At 38.8% G+C, this 20269-nt stretch carries 13 protein-coding genes and 1 pseudogene; 4 read left to right on the top strand and 10 right to left on the bottom strand.

What is annotated here, in order from left to right; genetic code table 11:
* Positions 1 to 3: 3 nt before the first annotated feature.
* The 3 genes from cas12a to L6471_RS03555 form a co-directional block, all read right to left on the bottom strand.
* Positions 4 to 3747, bottom strand: a complete 3744-nt coding sequence (cas12a, locus tag L6471_RS03565) for a type V CRISPR-associated protein Cas12a/Cpf1 (RefSeq protein ID WP_237796853.1) — start codon at positions 3745 to 3747, stop codon at positions 4 to 6.
* A 108-nt stretch (positions 3748 to 3855) separates the two neighbouring features.
* Positions 3856 to 4071: a DUF5053 domain-containing protein gene (locus L6471_RS03560; RefSeq protein WP_237796852.1), complete on the bottom strand. Its 216-nt coding sequence runs from the start codon at positions 4069 to 4071 to the stop codon at positions 3856 to 3858.
* Positions 4072 to 4209: 138 nt separating this feature from the next.
* Complete coding sequence (locus L6471_RS03555) at positions 4210 to 6519, bottom strand: glycoside hydrolase family 2 TIM barrel-domain containing protein (RefSeq protein ID WP_237796851.1); 2310 nt, start codon at positions 6517 to 6519, stop codon at positions 4210 to 4212.
* Between the two features lie 225 nt (positions 6520 to 6744).
* Between L6471_RS03555 and eno the strand changes: the two genes are divergently transcribed.
* Positions 6745 to 8052, top strand: coding sequence for a phosphopyruvate hydratase (eno, locus tag L6471_RS03550; protein WP_006283776.1), 1308 nt, complete (start codon positions 6745 to 6747; stop codon positions 8050 to 8052).
* Positions 8053 to 8195: 143 nt separating this feature from the next.
* Here eno and L6471_RS03545 read toward each other — a convergent pair whose 3' ends face one another.
* The 6 genes and pseudogenes from L6471_RS03545 to L6471_RS03520 form a co-directional block, all read right to left on the bottom strand.
* Positions 8196 to 10658, bottom strand: coding sequence for an AMP-binding protein (locus L6471_RS03545; protein ID WP_237796850.1), 2463 nt, complete (start codon positions 10656 to 10658; stop codon positions 8196 to 8198).
* 495 nt (positions 10659 to 11153) lie between these two features.
* On the bottom strand, positions 11154 to 11468 hold the full coding sequence (locus L6471_RS03540; RefSeq protein ID WP_237796849.1) for a hypothetical protein: 315 nt from the start codon (positions 11466 to 11468) through the stop codon (positions 11154 to 11156).
* 145 nt (positions 11469 to 11613) lie between these two features.
* A complete protein-coding gene (locus L6471_RS03535) occupies positions 11614 to 11754 on the bottom strand; it encodes a TonB-dependent receptor plug domain-containing protein (RefSeq protein ID WP_143031330.1) in 141 nt (46 codons plus the stop codon).
* Between the two features lie 275 nt (positions 11755 to 12029).
* Positions 12030 to 12149, bottom strand: a pseudogene (locus L6471_RS03530) (succinate dehydrogenase/fumarate reductase cytochrome b subunit); the annotation flags it as partial.
* A 29-nt stretch (positions 12150 to 12178) separates the two neighbouring features.
* Entirely contained in the window at positions 12179 to 14590 is a 2412-nt protein-coding gene (locus L6471_RS03525) for an alpha-L-arabinofuranosidase C-terminal domain-containing protein (RefSeq protein WP_237796848.1), read from the bottom strand.
* A gap of 107 nt (positions 14591 to 14697) precedes the next feature.
* Positions 14698 to 16179 carry an alkaline phosphatase family protein gene (locus L6471_RS03520; RefSeq protein ID WP_039871329.1) on the bottom strand — a complete coding sequence of 494 codons (1482 nt, stop codon included), beginning with the start codon at positions 16177 to 16179 and terminating at the stop codon, positions 14698 to 14700.
* Positions 16180 to 16284: 105 nt separating this feature from the next.
* Between L6471_RS03520 and L6471_RS03515 the strand changes: the two genes are divergently transcribed.
* Both L6471_RS03515 and L6471_RS03510 read left to right on the top strand, forming a co-directional pair.
* Complete coding sequence (locus L6471_RS03515) at positions 16285 to 17634, top strand: MATE family efflux transporter (RefSeq protein WP_006283784.1); 1350 nt, start codon at positions 16285 to 16287, stop codon at positions 17632 to 17634.
* Between the two features lie 210 nt (positions 17635 to 17844).
* A complete protein-coding gene (locus L6471_RS03510) occupies positions 17845 to 18612 on the top strand; it encodes a ThiF family adenylyltransferase (RefSeq protein ID WP_094448886.1) in 768 nt (255 codons plus the stop codon).
* Positions 18613 to 18624: 12 nt separating this feature from the next.
* Here L6471_RS03510 and L6471_RS03505 read toward each other — a convergent pair whose 3' ends face one another.
* Complete coding sequence (locus L6471_RS03505) at positions 18625 to 19383, bottom strand: response regulator transcription factor (protein WP_074548878.1); 759 nt, start codon at positions 19381 to 19383, stop codon at positions 18625 to 18627.
* A gap of 158 nt (positions 19384 to 19541) precedes the next feature.
* Between L6471_RS03505 and L6471_RS03500 the strand changes: the two genes are divergently transcribed.
* Complete coding sequence (locus L6471_RS03500; protein ID WP_094448884.1) at positions 19542 to 20171, top strand: N-acyl amino acid synthase FeeM domain-containing protein; 630 nt, start codon at positions 19542 to 19544, stop codon at positions 20169 to 20171.
* The last annotated feature ends 98 nt before the right edge of the window (positions 20172 to 20269 follow it).

Genomic DNA, 20269 nt, shown 5'->3' with positions numbered 1-20269 from the left:
TTATCAATCATTAAGATAAGGTTTTTCTTGAGCAAATACAAGCCAATCTTTATTGGTAATAGGACTAAATTTGAAGCGATCAGAACTGGTTGAGTCTTTAATCTGTTGAATCAACATTAAACCTTTACGGGCAATGTTATATGCTCCATTAGCATCAGCATTAGCTGGAAGTGAGTTGTCACATATTCTACTATCATAGAAATTACCTTTAGAATCGTGAACAGGAGATATTAAATAATCTGTGGTTGTACCAGTAATGCTATTTCGCATCTGAAGTGTTAACTTCAACAAATGTAGTAAATCTTCAAAGAAGGACTTCTCCGTTTCCATAGCAATTGCTTCCTTAATATTATCATAGATATTTATTCCATGTTTGGCAAAGAACGCTTTGTAAGCTTTCGTTAAATCAATCTCTTCGTTGTCCCATTGGGAATTCTTAGCTTGATTTCTGAAAGTTCTTATGCGTGAACCATAAGTACAAATTGTCCAGTTGGTTCTAGTTCCTTCTGCTTTTGTCGTAAAGTTGTTATAGTCAAAAGCAAATTCAAACCAATCTTTATCGGCATTATATCTGATACTGTCAAATTTTCCAAAGAAAGCTTTTGCCTTATCAATACTTTCATATCGTGTGTCGAATAAATTTACAAATCCAGTTACAGGATCTATTTTTGAAGTATTCCAGGCAGGGATGTAGAATAAGAATCCACTTTGCTTTCCTAATTTTTGGAAACTTTCAAACTTACTTGTAAGTTGATAAGCGTGCAAAAGTCCTCCTGCAGAATTTTGATCTGCCTTCTTGTTGACTAGATAATTTAGTTTATTAATCAACATTTCTTCAAATTTCTGGTAAACTTGTTTTTCTACTTTTTGTCTACCACGCATGAATCCCATGTTCAAATCTTCCAAAACAACCACGGCATGATATTTTTGCATCAAGTCAGTTATCTTATGGATTACTTGAGAAATATAGCCTTCTTTCAGTTCTTTGATATTCTCAATTGTTTGCCAGCTTTCACGTGCCTTTTCTCGATTTTGTTCTCTTGTGTCAAGAAGATCATGATAATTTGTACGATAAATATTGCCACCATACTCATTTACAATTTCGTTCAAGGTAAATTGTTCTACGATTTTGCCGTGGCTGTCGATGACGACAAGATATAAAAGATGACGTTCACCACGATCTATACCTATAATATGGGTATCGTCTTCTGTGCGCAAATAGTCTACAACTTGCTGATTGATATTAGTATTTCCCGTACTCTTGAAATTCATAGTTATAGGTACATGGAATTGGAACTTATCCACAGTATATCTCTTGTCTTTTACCAAGTCGTAATCGAATATGCTTTCCTTTTTCTCATTGCATTTATTTTTATTCTTGATAGCTTGGTGAGCAGGATGAGTTGGGCGTTTATAGTTGAGGCTTTTCTTACGGAAGAAGATTTCTGCTTGTCCATTCAACTTATAAATGATATTATTAAGATTCTCTTTACTAAATAAAGAGTTCCAATATAGTGTGTGCATGTTCGGTGTACCTTTGCTGAATTCAGAGAAATCCTTATTATAAATTTGGAAGAGATATAGATCACCTTTCTCTACCATTTTATTAATATACTCTACAGATACATCACAGAAGCTTATAGAATATCCTTGTTGCTCTACTTCGCGGTAAAAATCACTGAGATCCTCATAAGAAGAGGTGTCAGAAAAGTGGAAATTGAATTTACTCCAGTCTTCATGTTTGGATATTGATGATTTGAAGAAATCAATTAGATTATGGCAATCAGCTAAGTTGAAATTGGCACCTTTTTTATGTGTTCCTTTTTTGTAGTTCTCAATAATATTTTCACTAGGCTTAAATTCATCAATCCTAGACTTGGAGAAGAAAACTTTTGGTAACATCTTGTTTGCACCTGGTAGTAATTTATATACCATTTTTTCGTAGCAGTCTCCAGAATTATCTAGTTTATCTTTGTCAAATATCTTATTGGCACTTTTCTTCATGATAGCCAAATAATATAGACCGTTTTTTCTAAGAATAATGGCTGTGTTATCATGCTCTTTATTCAGGTCCCATCCTCCTAAAAGAGTACTATTTTCAAAATTGAGTTTAATTTTTTCTTGTGAATATGGTTTACGAGTCATATAATTGCGAACCATATTGTAAAGAGGAGTTATTTGGTTAAGCGTTTCCCATAAAGGTGTAAAATCACCATAAAAGCGCTCATCTTTATCACTTTCATCACCCTTACCAAGTAATGGTTTGATGAAACGTTGTAATCGTTTTAAAGAGTCAAGGAGATTTTTAATTAATGCTACGGTCTCCTTGTCCTGTGCTAAATTCGCGTTTTCAGGATATGGTGTAGTAAGTATTGCTTGTACTGATGTATATGCATTTTTTACTTGTGCAAATAGATTAATGGTCTGTTCGTGCTCATTGTTAACTGCTCCTAGTTTTGCGAAGTAATCTTGTATGTTTTCAGTTTTTCCATAGGCACGTAAACAGTCATTTAAGTACTGGATGGAGAAACTCTCTTGTGAAGTGTAGAGTTTCTTTAAGCGGTCATTATAATCTTCTGCTGATTCTTTTTTCTTGCGTGAAACCTGCTTCTTCAAGTCAAGAATGACAGCATCTTGAATGACGTTCCAACTAGCATACATTTTCTGTGAAATGTCTGTCAACTGTAAATCGTTGCGAATGAATATTCCTTCCAGGTTATAAGTATCTATATTTTCCAGTAATAATTTTAAATTACCCTCTCCTAAAACATTGCCATCATTCAATAAGTTCTTATAGCATGTATCAATAGAGTCAAGCGCTTCTTGGTCATCCTTAAAGTTGTCAGGCAACCATGATATTGCAATGCGATCGCTTAGAATCTGTTTGAATAACAGCTTTAGTTTTGGAAGTTTACAATCCTTGTGTTTCTGATTATACAGATTAATGTACTCATTTAAACCCTGAATTTTCTTATCATTGGTACTTTTACCACCAATTATGGCATTATAAACTTCTATCTGTTTTTGTGTCATCACCATGCTGAAATAGTCAAGATGGAATATTTCATCGATGCTTTCTACATTTAAGTATTCTTCAAAATCTTGATAAATCTGATTTAATTTTTCTCGGAGTTCAGGAATAAGAATTATTTTCGAAAACGCATTAATATTATCAACAAACTTAGGAAGATTCTCATGAATTATGCGATGTGATATAGCTGTAGACTTATCTTCAGCAGAGTACATGTTTTCACGATTCTCATAAAAACCTTTAAAGTAAGTGGTGAAGTCCTTAAATTCTTTTATTAATGTCCGTTCTTCGTCAGATTTGACAAAATCAGGTAAATTTTTACGAATAAGATCTTTGCTGAAAATAGTTTTATAAGATTCATCCCCTTTCAGGTGATCAGCGATTTGTTTTCTTAGGTTATCTTGTATTTTAGCAAATTTATCTTTTTCTGTTTTTTCAATGCGTTTCATGGAATAGTACATCAAATATTCTTCGAGTGAGTCTAATTTGTCTTCACTTTGGTATTTCAGTTCGAAGTTTGATAAAGATTTTTCGATAAATGCTTTGTGGTATTCATCAATGATCTTTTTTACTTTCTTGTAGCTGTCAGCTCTATGCTGATCTTGTTCAAGAAGACCTGCTTTCTTGATGTTCTCAAGGGTTTTACCTATAGGTTTGAGTTCGAAACGTAATGTTTTGGAAAGGGAATATAATCCCGTAAAATCAGTGAATTTCATATATATAATTTTTAAATTATTAATTTGCAACAAAAGTAGTTTGTTGCTACGAAATATATGTTCACTATTTTTTAGAATAGTGTTAAATATCTCAGAAATTAATATTTTTTAAGCATATGAGCCTTTAACTTTGTAGCCATTAATTCTCTGTTGTAGCCATGCTGTGCTTTTGCCGAAATAATTTTTGGCAATGTATGAAATAGGGAGTAAAGAATAGGTATCTTTATCCAGCTTTTCTCTAATTTTACTTACTTCAGTTTCAGCTTCCTCAAGAAAAAGTCTTGGCAAAGTCAGCAGATGCTTCACGAATTTCTGGGCAGTCATTGGCTTTTGCCCACTTATGCATGTCTTCGATGTATTCACGACTGTCTTTGTTGATTATCCTTGTAGCATATAATCCGATATTTCTACCCAAAGCAGAAATATCGGATTATTAATTTTGATGTATCTATTTTAAGATCTTTATTTGGTCTTCAGCGAGAGTGTTGCGATAGGCAGTTTACTCTTGATGCTTACATTGACAGTGCCTTTCTTTTGTGAACTGCGAACCACGAGCATTGCACGTCCTTTCCAGGTCTTGCTGTGTACTGATGGATAAGGCTCTTCATCTTTCAGGTTAGCAGAAGCAAATGCCAGAAGTTTTCCGGTTCCCTTCACGGTAGCTTCGCATGGTATCTCTGCTTCAGGTACAAGGTTGCCGTCTTGGTCAACTACTTCGACAATGATGTAGGTGAGTGATTGACCATCAGCTCTCATGACGGTTCGATCAGGAGTAAGTTTCAAACGAGCTGGTTCGCCAGCTGTCTTCAGCGTAACGCTTTCTTCGCCAGCTTCTGCACGAAGTGTTCCTTTTTGGTAAGGTACAGTGAATACTGCTTTATACTCAGTATTGCGATTTACCTCCTTGGTACCAATGAGTTGATCGTTTAGATAGAGTTTCACTTTTGGTTGATGGGTGTAAACTTCCACCTCTACAGGCTTTCCTTCCCAACCCTTCCAAGTCCAAGATTCATAGGTAGGCCATACGCTCCACATGGTTTGTTTAATTTCGCCATGATATCCCTCTGGTTCTTTCACTGCCATATAAAGAGGAGTGTTTTCGTTCCATAGCATTTCACGATAGTGGCTGATTGGTTTGCGCCAACCTGTGATATCGACATCGCCACATGGTGCGCCATGCCATTCTGGTTGTCCACCTTTGATCCATGATTCACCTTCGCGTTCACCTTTATAATAGGTACGGCCGATACCACTTTCGCCTAAATAATCTAAGCCCGTCCAGACGATATCACCTACTACATAAGGGAAATCGTGTACTGTAGCCCAGTTTCTGAAGGCATCACGAGGATAGCTCTCGGTCTGCCATATTACGCGCTTCGGATCGCGCTTGTGGTCATCGGCGTGTTTGAAGAGCATATAGTTATAGCCCACAACATCGAGCACCTCTGCATGAGGATCATATATTTCCCAGTCGCTATCCCAAGCACAGAGGGCCTCTGTGACAGGACGTGTGGTATCTTTTTCATGAATAGCAGCTTTCATCTGTCGAGCAGTATATACCACCCGGATATCCTTACGTTCAATCACTTCATTACCAATGCTCCAGGAGATAATGCTTGGATGATTGCGGTCGCGCAACACCATTGACTGTATATCGCTCCGGAAACAGGAGTCGATTACGGTAGAGTAGTCGTATGGATTTTTCTGTGTGCGCCAACCGTCGAAAGCTTCGTCGATAACGAGCATTCCGATAGAGTCGCATGCATCGAGAAATGCACGTGTAGTAGGATTATGGCTCGTGCGGATGAGGTTGAAACCTGCATTCTTCATCTGACGTACCTTTCGTATTTCAGCATCGTCGAAAGCGCTTGCTCCCAGTACTCCATCGTCGTGGTGAACACAGGCTCCATTGATGAGTACCTTCTTTCCATTGAGTATAAACCCTTTTTCTGCATCGAATGAGAAAGAGCGTATACCATATTTCACGGTCTGCGTATCAAGAATTTTGCCTTTCTCCTTGAGTTGCACACTAAGGTTGTTGAGTGTAGGATGTTCCGTTGACCATAAACTTGGGTTATTCACGGTGAATTGGGTACGTACTGTTTGGGTCTCTCCTGCAGCAAGGTTAACCGTTAGTTCCTTTCCGCCGATTGTTATTATGGCATTACGGTTGGATGGTGACTCATTCGCAACGCTTACTTCTACTTGTACCAGTGCCTGATTATCTGAAACTTCAGGCGTAGTCACAAAGACACCATTCTCAGCGATATGCAGGGCAGGCATGCTTTCTAACCAGACATGGCGATAGATACCCGAACCGGAATACCATCGACAGTTAGGTTGCTGGCTGTTGTCTACTTTGACAACTACCTCGTTCATGCCTTTGTTTTTCAACATCTTAGTGATATCTACAGTAAACGGTGTATATCCATAGTGGTGTTGGCCCACTTTCTGTCCGTTGACGAAGATTTCTGATTTTTGATATACACCTTCAAAATGTAGTTTTACCACTTCGCCTTTAGGTGACGCAAATAACTTACGATACTCACCTTTACCGGCTTCGAACCATCCACCACCGGTACCTGTGGCTCCTTTGCCAGAGTGGGGACCTTCAAGAATATCCCAGTCATGAGGTAAGTCTACCAATTGTGTGGTTCCATTGTGAGTAAATTTCCAACCGAAATCGAATAGTTGTTTTTGTGACTGTGCTGAGAGAGTCGTAGTCGATGCCAGCGCAGTTAATGTTAGAAAATAGGTTTTAAGTTGTTTCATGAGTTTTAAATTATATCAGGTGCAAAGGTAATAAAAAAAACGAAAAGGCTTATTAAAACGTTAATTTTTAAAAAATGTTTATAAACAATCGGATATTGATACCTTTTCTTTATATTTGTTTTTAAAAAAACTGATGCAGTTTCATTATTTTTAGGTATTGTTTTTTTCGCTGGGAATATCTATATTTGCAGCGAAAATTGTATTAAACAAAAAATACTATCAGATATGAAAATCGAAAAAATTCATGCAAGAGAAATTCTTGATTCAAGAGGTAATCCTACAGTAGAAGTAGAGGTAACTCTTGAAAATGGTGTTATGGGTCGTGCTGCCGTTCCTTCTGGTGCATCTACCGGTGAAAATGAAGCTCTCGAACTTCGTGATGGTGATAAGAACCGCTATTTAGGTAAGGGTGTACTCAAGGCCGTCGATAATGTGAATCAAGTGATTGCTCCTGCATTGCATGGCGAGTGCGTCTTTGAACAGCGTGCTATTGATTACAAGATGTTGGCTCTCGATGGTACTCCTACTAAATCTAAGTTGGGTGCCAATGCTATTCTTGGTGTATCACTGGCTTGTGCACAGGCTGCAGCTAAAGCACTTAATATGCCACTTTATCGTTATATCGGTGGTAGCAATGCTTACACTCTTCCAGTTCCGATGATGAATATCGTGAATGGTGGTGCTCACTCTGCTGCTCCTATTGCTTTCCAGGAATTTATGATTCGTCCAGTAGGTGCCAGCAGTGAGCGTGAGGCTATCCGTATGGGTGCTGAGGTGTTCCATCATTTGGCTAAGCTTTTGAAAGCACGTGGCCTCTCTACGGCTGTAGGTGATGAGGGTGGCTATGCTCCTAATTTCGATGGTATCGAGGATGCACTCGATACGATTGTTGAGGCTATTAAGAAAGCAGGTTATGAGCCTGGCAAGGATGTGAAGATTGCTATGGACTGTGCCGCTTCTGAGTTTGCTACTTGCGAAGATGGCCAGTGGTATTATGATTATCGCCAGCTTAAGAATGGTGCAAAGAAAGATCCTAATGGCAAGAAACTTTCTGCTGATGAGCAGATAGCTTATCTTGAAGAGCTGATTACCAAATATCCTATTGATTCTATCGAGGATGGTCTTGATGAGAACGACTGGGATAATTGGGTAAAACTGACAGAGAAAATAGGTGATCGTTGTCAGCTTGTAGGTGATGACTTATTTGTAACTAACACGAAATTCCTGGAGAAAGGAATTAAGATGGGAGCTGCAAACTCGATATTAATTAAGGTGAACCAGATTGGTTCGCTTACAGAGACCTTGGAAGCTATAGAAATGGCACATCGTCATGGCTATACCACAGTGACTTCTCACCGTTCTGGTGAAACAGAGGACACTACGATAGCCGACATAGCTGTAGCTACAAACTCTGGGCAAATCAAGACTGGTTCCCTTTCTCGTACAGACCGTATGGCTAAATATAATCAGCTTATCCGTATCGAGGAAGAGCTTGGTGAGATTGCTGCCTATGGTTATCGCCGATTGAAATAAAATTTCGTTTTGAATAAATTATGTTATCAAATTTGCAAAAGCAGACAAACTGTGAAGTTTGTCTGCTTTTTAGTTTACCTACATAACTACGAGGTTATGTAGGTAAATGTTGTTTATTTTATGGATATCATAATTAACTATAATTACGATATCCCTTTAGCTATTGCTTCTTTTACTCGGTCGGCTAGTTCCTCATAGGTGTTATTGGCTTCTGGCATGATGGCAGGCAGAAATTCCAAAATAATCTTGTGTGGTTTCACAAGGAGACTGGAACGTGACCAGGCTTCGTAGGCTCCTGTAATACGAACCGGAATAATCGGAATGTTAAGTTCGGTAGATAATATCGCAAAGCTCTTCTTGAAGTTTCCCACTTTGCCATGGTGAGTTCGGCTACCTTCAGGGAAGATAATCAAATTTTTATTATCCCTTAGTACCTGAGCTAATTTCAACAGAGAGTTGCGTAGATTGCTTCTTTCCATGAGAATGATATTGGTATTGCGAGCGTATGCTTTGCTCAAAGCATTCTTCACATGATCTTCTTTAGCATAGAAGTAAGAGTGTGAAAGTACTTGAGTAGGTATGGCAGCAGCTACCAATGGTCCATCGAGAAAACTCTGATGGTTAGGTGCAATGATGCAGGCATGGTCGAGTGGTAGGTTTTCGATACCTCTTACTTCCATTCGATTATAGCATTTTAAAAAGGCTTTAGATAGTCCTCTAGACAGTGGAAGTAGGAAGGATGCTTTAGGTATCTCTACAGCGCTTGTGTCTGAATGAAGGAAGGTGTGCCAGTCTTCTTTCTCAACATCCATACGGGTTTTGCTCTCGGCAATGGCTTGTGCCAAAGTTTCTATATTTTTATAGGAAGGGAAAACAGAAGCTTTAATATGAGTGCCGAACGTGTGCTCGATAAAACCTTCGAGTGCTACCATATCAAGAGAATCTAAGGCTAGGTCGGTCTCGATATGATCGGTTGGCTTTACCTGAATTTTCTTTTCGCTTTGAATGTAATCCTTGAGTATCTGGTATTCCTCTGATTTGGGTTCATCGATGGTGACTTCGGTAGTGACAGATTTTGCACCACTAAGAATATCCTTCAGTTTGAATCGTTGCAGTTTCTCTAGTTTCGTGCGAGGTAATTCGCCACGGTACACCATAAGACTCATAACCTTCTTATAGTTGGTTACGCTACGATTATAAGGTTCCAGAACCTCACGCTTCAGTGCATTTTCTACCACTTCATCCGTAAGGTTTTCAGCCCATGTTTTTTGTGGAACAATGATTGCCTTGAGTAAGTCACCATCTTGTACAACAGCAGCTTCTTTGATACGCTCGGTATACTTCTCGAGTTTGTATTCTATTTCAGCAGGCTGAACATTTTTTCCATTGGAAAGTACGATAATCTCTTTACTTCTGCCAGTAATATAGATGCGCCCTTTCTCATCTATTCTTCCTAAATCGCCTGTATGTAAGAATCCGTCTTGATCGATAACAGCTGCAGTCTCTTCAGGTCGATTATAATAGCCCTGCATGATGTTTGGTCCCTTGGCACATATCTCACCATTGATAATTTTACACTCTAAATCGTTAAGTGGGAGTCCGACACAATTAGGTACTAAGTCGCCTGGTCGAGTGAAAGCAATCATTGGTGCAGCCTCGGTCATACCGTATCCCTCCAGAAGTTCAAGTCCTAGTGTTTGCAGGCCCAATGCTATCTCTCGGTCGAGTGGTGCACCACCGCTGACAAAATAACGAATGTTTCCACCCATTTTCTGATGAACGGCCTTAAATATAAAGCGTGAGAAACTTACCTGGTTCACCTTTGCACAGAAATCGAACAACTTACGGGTAATCCATTTCTCATCGATTTTCTTTTTGATTCCTCCATAAAGGGTCTGCCATAAGCGAGGAACACCAATCATAATGGCAACTTTACCCCGTTGAAGGGTATCCATAATGTCTGGACCCGACATAGAAGGGCAGATGGCAATGCCGCCACCTGCAAATAGTGGCATCACTACCGTTCCGACAAGTGGTAATACATGATGTAGTGGTAGTAAGACGAGAGTGCGACGGTCTGGTGTGAAGATAGGTACTTCTTGGGTTACAGCCTTAATATTGACGAGTATATTTTTAAAGGATAGCATAACACCTTTAGGAGAACCGGTAGTTCCGCTAGTGTAGATAATCACAGCAGTGTCTTCTTCTTGGTAAGCGATCTTCGCTTTTTCTCCATTTGCAGTTTCTGACTCGTAATCCTCAACCTGCAAGATATCTGCCTTTTGACCTACTTCTTGTAGTGCAGCTTGTACGATTTCCACTCGTTTGGCATTCGTCCAGATACTTGTAGGCTTACTGTCGTTGAGAATGTAAGCAACGTCGCTTATGGTAGCTGAAGCATCTACAGGTACAGCGATACCTCCGTTAGCCCATATCGAATAGAAGGCATAAATCCATCCGGTACTATTTTCGGCAAAAATCAAAGTTCTTTCGCCTTTTGCCCTAGGATTCTTTTGTGCATACACATAAATATGTTCGAGCAACTCCGAGAACGTAACCTGTTTTTCTCGTGAGATAATCGCAATCTTATTGGAATCTTTAATCATTTCGGTCGTTAATATTTTTATAAATGCAAAAATACGATAAGAATCGGGAAAGTGAAAAAATATCCTATAAAATCATGCGATATAAGTTGATTAAGCCTATTTTGTCCTATTAGGAATACAACAAAATCCTATCACATAAAATAATCGCACAAATGGTGATGAGATATCCTCATTCATCCATTTGTGTACGGTTTGTGCATGTCCTATATTCAATACGATGAAATTATCCTCCATATAGTGATGCAAAGTTACATTTTTTTCATGAATATATCGTAGTTATGGTATATTGGTGTTAATTCTGCATATTTTGAGAATATGGCAAGGACCCTACCAGGACCTTTTTTATTATAACGTATAAAATCTCCCCAAGTTATATTTTAGGGGGAGATTTTAATGCTTTTTTTTAGAAATCATAAGTTTTGTATCCTATGAATTTATGTCGTGTCTTCACATAGGATTAACTCCCTATGATAGTTTATATAATGCTTTCAGCATTTATTTTTTGATGTTCTTCTTTACTACTTTCTTCTTGGCTACAGTTTTCTTGGCTTGAACAACAGGTTTCTTGTCTACCTTCAAGACAGCAGTGCGAATTTTCGCAGGAGCAGTTTTTTTCTTGTCATATACCACTACTACAGTTTTGGTCTTGGCATTATATATAGCCTGCTTAACACCTGGAGCGGCTTTGGCTGCAGCTTCAATTTTAGCCTTGCTTTCATAACCGTTAACCTTAATATTAGTCTTTACCTGCTGTGCTGATGCAGCAACAATCATCATGGCTGCAAGCATTGTCATCATTAATTTCTTCATAACTCTCAGTATTATTTTTATTCTAATAAATATTATGTCAATCTTGTTTTGATCACCTGTTTTCGTTGCAAAGTAAAGGTTTTCAGTCTGATTATTCAAATACTTTCAACTAATGGCTCTTTTTATTCTGTAAATGACGGATGTTTCATGTGCAATCATTTTCACCCTTCGAGTCCATACCATCGAGCATGATATTAGCAGAACCACCTACGCCACCAGTTTCGCGTAGTTTTAATCCAGGTATCTGTCGTAAGGCATCGCTCAAGGTTTTGGTCGAGTTTTGCATCTGTTGGGTATTGACAGCAAAGCCATTATAAGCACTTTTGTTGACGGTAGATACACTACCATTACCTGTTACTGTTACTTTACCTAAAAATTATGATTTTAATTTTATGTAAGTGTATAATGTTGGTATTTTTCTAAATAAAAATGAGGAGCAAACCGAAGTCTGCCCCTCACCATTTGTTATAAATATATAGATGTATAAATGTTTTTTTATTTAAAGATCATACTGATATTAACACACATGTAATATACCACGACGATGGTAAATGGTAGTATCCAGTTAGCGCCAAGTAGGCGGCATATAGTATTGTAGGCTTCTTCAGAGAAAACCAATGTCAAGTTCATACCACCATGAAAAAGAAGGAATGCTGTCAGCGCTAGTCCTGAAACGCTCATAACGACCTTACGGCCGATGGGTGAATTAATTATCTCTTCAATCTCACGATATTGAGAGAGAATGCAGGAATCGTCAGTTGTAGTTTATCATGATGTGGAGAAACGGTTTCAGACATAGGCACGACCAGAGTAGGGGTGTCAATAGAATTTTCATGAATGCCCTTAGCTGATGACAAGCGGATAACTTCACCCTGTTTTACCTGATAGCCATCAAGATCGATTTGACATGTGGTGTTCTCCTCGCTGGTATTTGCTATTTTCACGATAACATCACCTTGGAGTTCATCAAGTGTAGCCGTCGAGAAAATACCTGGAGTAGTATTTTGTTGTAGTTTAGTATCAAAAATGAGTTCATCATTCAGCCATGCTTTGAGTTTGTCGCCATCTTGTTCGAAGGTTATGTCGTACCATTTACCGGTTTCCACCTTGCCAGTCTTAGTGGCAATCTGCATCTTAGCACCGTTAACCACTTGTTCGATGCCATGTTGAGTATTTCCCCATCCGCCGAAATTAACCCAACTGTAGTTGTTTTCGTCGATATAATTGAATACCAGCATAAAGCCCTCAGCACCACTATCTTTACGAGCGCGCAATTTAATGGTAGAGTGGTTGCTTACTAACATATCGCCGATATTCAGACAAGATTCTCCGTTGCCTTTCTGGCTGATGATGTTGTCCTCATGGTGCCAGTCACCCTTTAGGGCTGTATATTTCTGATCAACAGGTTTATCGTTTACACTTACCAGTTGATATGAAGCTTGAGTAGCCCATGTTGCGAATCCCAGTTTACTCTTTTCTGGCGAAACCAATTTAGCTTCGAGATCAGTTTGATATGGATTATCCTGAGCAACGTGGAGAACACGTGTTCCGATGTGATCAGCCATCATCTTTTGTACGTAATAAGAAGGTGTACCAAAAGCACTTTTTGCGTTAAACTGAATCATATCAGGGCGCCATTTTAAATCATTAAGGTTCGCGAAAATAGGGGCATAACTTGCCATCTTTACCACGTCACTATTATTTTCGATGCCCATCATATACACCGCTTCACCAAGCGCAGCATCAAGTGATCCGTTTACACCGAATCCCTGTGTTACAGCATATTCGCCCACATAGATATCGTGTTTACCACGTTCATATGAATCGTATTTATGAAAATTATTAGCAAACCATGCCGGGTTACGATAGTAGTGTTCATCCAAGAGTTCTACCTGCTCATCAGAGTTCCATTTTGGATGATCATTACCCCACGCTACCACATTGCCGATAATATGCATTTTCGGATATTTAGCTAGAATAGCATCTCGGAAGAGTTGGTAACGTTTGTAGTACTGGTCGCTCTGCTGGGTAGGATCTTCCTGATTATTTTCGTTACCTATTTCGATATATTCGATATGGTATGGTTCTGGATGACCGTTTTTAGCACGGAGGGCACCATATTTTGTGGTAACATCGCCATTGGCATATTCGAGTGCGTTGAGCGCTTCATCTATCCATGGCTGTATGCTGTCTACGGGTGTGAATCCTCCATGCCAAATACCGACATTTACAACATAGAGCGGTTTGGCGCCAAGGTCTTCTGCCATTTGTAGATATTCATCGAAGCCGATACCATCGGTAGTACGATACCCCCAGTTTACATTCCAGTGGCCAGGACGCTGTTCGATAGGTCCGATAGTACGTTCCCATCTGAAAGCATTATCAGGACTCTGTTGCCCTTCAACGAAGCAGCCTCCAGGGAAGCGGAAAAATTTGGGATGAAGTGCTTTGAGCATAGAAGCCAAGTCTGGTCGCAATCCATTTTCGCGATTATTAAAGGTAGGAGGGAAGAGACTTACTACATCAAAATCTACAGTACCTTTGCCCTCAGAAGTAATCCAGAGACGAGCCTTTTCATGATTGGTCGTTGCAGTAAACTCAGCAGTGTATTTCTTCCACTTGTTTGTAATCTTTTCATTGATGTTGGCAACGGCAAACATCTTTTTTCCACAATTACAGCCCAGATAAACTTTCAGATTACCATTCAGTTTACCCTTAGCCCAAAAAGAGAGTTTATAAGTTCTGCCTTTAACGGCATTGATACCCCAGAATCCCTCATTGCTGATACCCGAGGTACCCTTACCGGTAAAGTTGACTTCCAGATAATTTTTCTGTGCTCGATTTAGTTGTTTCTTGGCCGAATTAACCAAGGTCATAGTAGCCCCTTGATAAGTTTTCCAAGCCTCTACTGTTTTATCATTATCTTCGAAAGAACGGTTTCTTACCAGTTCGGCATACAGACCGCCATCTGCAGCATGATTAATATCTTCATAGAAAATGCCATAAAGATTTGGTGAAACTCTGACCCCAGGATTTTGAGTATCAATATGAATATTTACTTGCGCCTGAGTCAGAGTTGTCATACCCAGCAAAGCTGAGAAAAGTAATCCTTTTCGTATCATAATTTAGGTTTAATTGATTATATTAGATTTATATGAATTCTACTGGCAAAGATACAATATAAACCTTATTATGAAGTGGATTAAAGGGGCAAAAAGGTGGATAATCCCTATTTATGCGATAATTTCGCGTTACCTACACAGCTATTTGGCATTTGTATGTGAAGCATCTCACAGATAGTAGGTGCGATGTCTACATTCTTCGTAGGTTCTGAGCTTTCGCCATGGTTTACATGCCAGCCATAAAGTATGAATGGGATATGAGAATCGCTTGGGTTCCACATACCGTGTGTAGTACCAGTATAATCAGGTTTATTAGAAACATTCTCCCAACCCTCTCGTGCAATATAGAGCAGATCACCACTTCGAGAAGGCATGTAACCATTGATAACACGCTCACGAATCAGCTGAGGTATTGGCGAGGTTAATATCTTATTATAATCTACAGTAAAGAGAATATTTGGATTTTTGTTAAACTCAGCAATTACCATCGCTTTGACTTCATCGACAGTTTTGCCTGTTTTCTCGATAGCAGAATGATTCAGATACACGCTACCAGCAATTTCATCGCTAATAATCTGCTCACTCGTTCCGAGTTGTTCACCTATAGTCTTATTCACTTCTTTAATGAAAGTCTTAGTTTGTAGGCCGCCTGCAGGAATCTTATGCGATTTTAGTACGTTATGATTGTGTTCTGCACCATGATCGGCAGTAAGGAAGAGTAGATAGTTACCTTTACCCACTTTAGAGTCGAGTATTTCAAAGAAATGAGCCAGTTGCTTATCGAGTTCCATATATACCCCTTCATTCTCATTTCCACGAGTGCCGTAAGCATGGCCGATGACATCGGTAGAAGAGACACTTACAGCGAGAAGGTCGGTGATATCATCTTGTCCCATTTGTTCATTTTCGATAGCAGCTTCAGCCATCTCAAAAGTCTTGGTAACGCCCATATTCGATGATTTGACATCGAATCCTGGTTTGGTACCTATCTTTTTATTGATTTTCTTTACCCATTCAGGTAATTCCTGACAATAATATGTAGAGGTAACAAAGTGTCCAGCTGAAGTATCCCACCAGTAAGCACCGTCAGCACTGAAACCTGCAGGAAGAATAGCAGCACGGTCTTTCAGAGCAACACCGATAACTTTGGCCTTCTGATCAGTTGCCATTTTAAGCATATCACCAATACCTGTAGACTTCAAGCGATGAGGTGACATCTGAGCCTCTTTGCTCTTGCTGCCAACCCCCTGTACATTGGTATCAGTACAGCAGTACACATTTTTACCGTCTACATGAAAATTGTTACCGGTAATACCGTGAAAAGCTGGACATGTACCTGTATAGATAGAAGAATGGCCAACAGCTGTAATCGTCGGAATATAGTCTATCATTGTGTTTTCGTAACTATATCCCTGGTCAACCAAGCGTTTTAATCCGCCCTCCTGAAATTTGTCGTAGTAATAATACAGATAATCCCATCTCATCTGGTCGACTACCAGCCCCACAACCAATTTTGGGCGTTCGATTTTAGCTTGAACTTGAATGGTAGAAGCAGCCAGAAGGCAAACAGCTATCAAAACATTCTTCATATTCATATTTATTTATTTATTTTTGTTTAACATCTGCAAAGATAGTGAATTATAATAAAAAGTGGTAACTTTGCCACCGTAAATTGAATATGTGTTTTTAGGATAATGAAATCGCAGAAATCGCTTAAAGGTCAGCTTAAGGTGTTGACTGTACCTGTTTTTATTGAAATAGCCCTTGTTATGTTGCTTGGAGCCGTTGATACGGTGATGTTAAGTCGATATAGTGACAACAGTGTAGCAGCTGTAGGACTCGACAATCAATTGATGTCGCTTATATTTCTAGTTTATCAGTTTTTCTCTATGGGTGCAGCTATACTATGTGCTCAGTATATAGGAGCTAATCTGCAGAAGCGGTTGGTTCAGGTCGTAGGTGTAGCGTTGCTAGTGAATTTCTTTTTAGGGTTATCTGTAAGTATACTACTGTATTTCTTTGCTCCACAGATGCTACAGTTGATGGGACTACGTCAGGAACTGATGGGCGATGGACTGGTATATCTTAAAATAACAGGTGCATTATCCTTTTTTCAGGCATTATCCCTCACCTTTTCAGCTTCGCTTAGAAGTGCCGGAAAAGTAGTATATCCGATGACGGTAACGGGTATAGTAAACATTCTCAACATTTTTGGTAACTATGTTCTGATATTCGGAAAATGGGGATTTCCGCAGTTAGGTGTAGAAGGAGCAGCGATTTCAACAGCCATCAGTCGTGCTATCGCAACACTTCTATTGGCAACCATCCATTTTCGGGTGCATATTCCAAAATTTCCGTTTAGCTATTTCAGACCATTTCCGTGGAGTGAGTTTAAGAATTTGCTACATATCGGTGTGCCAGCGATGAGTGAGGAGTTATCCTACGGTTTATCCCAGGTAGCCATCACCTATTTTATCAATAAGATAGGCAATGAAGCCCTTGCAGCTCGTACCTATTGTGTCAACATCATCATGTTCGTTTATCTCTTTTGCGTAAGCATAACACAGGCTGGTGATATACTAGTTGGGCATCTCGTGGGGCAGTTACGCCATCGTGCAGCTTTCGTGTTAGGTAATTATTTCTACCATTTGGCGTTGGTTGTAACCCTTTCAGCTTCAGCTATTATGGCCATTTTTGGTAAGCCCTTATTTTCGATGCTGACCAATAATCCAGACATCATCTCTATGGGCTTTTGGGTGCTTGTAGTAGATCTATTCTTGGAATACGGTCGTGTATCTAATATCTTTGCTTGTGGAACACTTCGTGCTACAGGTGATGCTGTCTATCCGGTTATAATTGGTATCATTTTCCAGTGGAGTATAGCCGTAGGTGTAAGTTATGTTATTGGTATACCTATGGGCTTCGGACTTATAGGTATGTGGGTAGGATTTGCGCTCGATGAAAATATTCGAGGTATTATCTTGAAGCGTAGATGGCGCTCATTAAAGTGGACGACTAAAGGATTTGTGAAGTCAGCAGCCTAAGAACATTTCAGAACACCTTACCTTCTCTCTTCAAGAAGCGCCAGAAATACCCAGGACTATGAAACGTATTGAGGTTCCTAAAAATCACACTTATCCAGAACCTGTTATAAAATCTTTTAAAAACAAGATTCCAAGCAATTATTACCCTTTCGGGTAGTGATTATTTCATTTTATGCATCTACCTTTGCATCCAAATTTAAATAATACACAATGGAAGAAAGGTATAGCAGAAATCGGATTTATGTGAGTGAACAAGAACAGGAAGTAGTAAGGAATACCAAACTCCTTTTTGGTGGGGCTGGTATTGGAAGTATTATTGCGGAATGTGCCTTGCGATTCGGCTTTGAGAACATTACGATTATAGATGGAGATAAGGTTGAACTAAGCAACTTGAATCGGCAAAACTACACACAGAATGATCTTGGAGAATACAAAGCTGAGAGTTTAGCCAAAAGATTGCTTACAATTAATCCACAAGCAAAGATCAAGTATCACACAACATTCCTATCGAAAGAAAATGTGAGAGATTTTATGAAGGACTGTGACATTGCTATTAATGCTTTGGATTTTAAAGATGAGACGCCATTTGTTTTTGATGAAATCTGTAAAGAACAAAATATCCCAGTGTTACATCCTTACAATTTCGGATGGGCAGGTTTTATGTCAATCGTTAGGCCAGACGGATTACAACTTTCGCAATTGAATAAAAGTTCTGATTCGCCAATCGGTTTTGAATTGAAAGTTGCTGATTATGTCACTGGCTATGGAGCATTTTGGCATGATTCTAAAGAATGGTTAGAAAAAATAGTTGAAACATACAAAGAAGAAAAGGATATTCTACCTCCTCCCCAACTGGCTATTGCCTCATGGATTACGGCTGGTTTTTGCGTAAATGCCATGTACAATTTAGCGACAGGTAAGGAAGTGAAGTACTTTCCTAAGTTCTATTTATCTTCATTATTGGAAGATAGGAATTGAGTTGGTTATAATTTACAACAATCCGTAGCTTGTAGTGTATGATAATGCTTCTGTGATATTTTTTACACCTAACTTGTCAAAAAGGTTGCGTCTATAGAATTTAATTGTATCTACAGACTTGCACATGTGATCGGCTATCTCGTCACGGTTAAATCCTTGTGCCGACAAAACCAATACATCTTTTTCTTCGGAAGTTAGTTCTATTTTCTCTTTTTCTTTCCATTTGTGTGAGAGACGAGAATACTCCCATATACGATCATCGCCAGACATACGGAATTCTATGTGTCCGGCGGAAGTGTGAGGTGATAATGAGACAACACATAACCCTAACCATGTCCTTCCATCTTCCGTCATAACGAGAGGAGTTATCTTATGATTGATTAATGTGGAGTGCTTTCCATTCAGAATATGGAAATCGTATGAGATAATACACTTCCGCCTTTGACTTAGTGGGAATTTATTAAAGAAATTAAATCCAGACTTGTTTATCTCTGCTAACATGCTATGTTCTTCTTTAGGCACATTGCTGATATAAAATAAATAGCCCATTTCCAACACTTCTTCAGGAGTATATCCACATAGGAAAAGTGGATTGTCAGATACATAAAGAAATCCCTTCTTAAAGTAGTCGATTACATAGACACTTTGATAAGTCGAACGCGAAAATGAATCCACGCCTCGAAGTAACACATCCAAATCTCTGTAATTTTCTTCTGTTACAGAATCTACTGAGTTTGCTTCTATAAAGAAATCCTCTACTCTAATATCCATTTGATTATGATTTTGGGTGTAAAGATAAAAAAAAATAATCTATAATATCAAGTGGTATTTACCCAAAAGGGTAATATTAAAGGAGTTTTAACCTAATTACCCTTTCGGGTAGTGAAAAAGTGCTAATCTCTCTATACTTTTGGAGAAAAATTTTAGGTATGGAGAAAATTATTAATGTTATGCCAAAGTATGAGATAAGCATTGCAAATCAGGAATGCTTAAAAGAATTATCTCGTTTTGTCGTTGAAGAGAACTACAAGCATCATTCAACAAATCCTCCAAGTAAGGAAAAACTGGAATCGGACATCATGACTGTATATAATGAAGAAAAGGCATTATATTCCGATACATCAAATATATATATAGCTCGATATGATCATAAAATAATAGGTTCAATAAGAGTTTTCAAATGGGATAGAAAAAAAGAACTTCCTATAGAAAAGATGTATGGTATTAATCCTTTAAAGACAATATCTCATGAAAAATATGCGGAATATTGGCATATTGGACGCTTTGCTATTGCTAAAGATTCGGGAATATCTACATTGACTTTGTTCAAGCGGTTAATGGCATTGGCTGTAAAGCCGATAGTAGAGGACAAGTACAGTTATATGATTGCAGAGATTGACAGCAAACTATTGAAAGTAATGAAGGTCTTGGGATTTGGCACACGCCAAATAGGAAAATCCATAGACTACCTGACATCGGAGACCGTTCCTGTATGTTCCAGTAAAAGAGGTATCAAGGGTTTCTTTTCAAAGTATGGTGAACTTTGCAAGGCTGTATGATTACACTTTTGTGTAATATTTAAGCCAATAAACTTAGAATTACACTTTTGTGTAGTGAAAAGATTTGGAGAAGACAATACATTTGCAACATCGAAAGA

The sequence above is a fragment of the Segatella bryantii genome, from assembly GCF_022024215.1.
Lineage (GTDB): Bacteria > Bacteroidota > Bacteroidia > Bacteroidales > Bacteroidaceae > Prevotella > Prevotella bryantii.
The sequence above is the reverse complement of the archived record's forward strand: the minus strand, read 5'-3'. Positions and strand labels throughout refer to the sequence as shown.

Bases quoted from the DNA above. Each gene is read 5' to 3' on its own strand.
- L6471_RS03555 (WP_237796851.1), bottom strand. From the start codon at position 6,519: ATGAAACAACTTAAAACCTATTTTCTAACATTAACTGCGCTGGCATCG.
- L6471_RS03520 (WP_039871329.1), bottom strand. From the start codon at position 16,179: ATGAAGAATGTTTTGATAGCTGTTTGCCTTCTGGCTGCTTCTACCATT.
- L6471_RS03545 (WP_237796850.1), bottom strand. From the start codon at position 10,658: ATGATTAAAGATTCCAATAAGATTGCGATTATCTCACGAGAAAAACAG.
- L6471_RS03505 (WP_074548878.1), bottom strand. From the start codon at position 19,383: ATGGATATTAGAGTAGAGGATTTCTTTATAGAAGCAAACTCAGTAGAT.
- L6471_RS03535 (WP_143031330.1), bottom strand. From the start codon at position 11,754: ATGCAAAACTCGACCAAAACCTTGAGCGATGCCTTACGACAGATACCT.
- L6471_RS03560 (WP_237796852.1), bottom strand. From the start codon at position 4,071: ATGACTGCCCAGAAATTCGTGAAGCATCTGCTGACTTTGCCAAGACTT.
- L6471_RS03500 (WP_094448884.1), top strand. From the start codon at position 19,542: ATGGAGAAAATTATTAATGTTATGCCAAAGTATGAGATAAGCATTGCA.
- eno (WP_006283776.1), top strand. From the start codon at position 6,745: ATGAAAATCGAAAAAATTCATGCAAGAGAAATTCTTGATTCAAGAGGT.
- L6471_RS03515 (WP_006283784.1), top strand. From the start codon at position 16,285: ATGAAATCGCAGAAATCGCTTAAAGGTCAGCTTAAGGTGTTGACTGTA.
- L6471_RS03525 (WP_237796848.1), bottom strand. From the start codon at position 14,590: ATGATACGAAAAGGATTACTTTTCTCAGCTTTGCTGGGTATGACAACT.
- L6471_RS03540 (WP_237796849.1), bottom strand. From the start codon at position 11,468: ATGAAGAAATTAATGATGACAATGCTTGCAGCCATGATGATTGTTGCT.
- cas12a (WP_237796853.1), bottom strand. From the start codon at position 3,747: ATGAAATTCACTGATTTTACGGGATTATATTCCCTTTCCAAAACATTA.
- L6471_RS03510 (WP_094448886.1), top strand. From the start codon at position 17,845: ATGGAAGAAAGGTATAGCAGAAATCGGATTTATGTGAGTGAACAAGAA.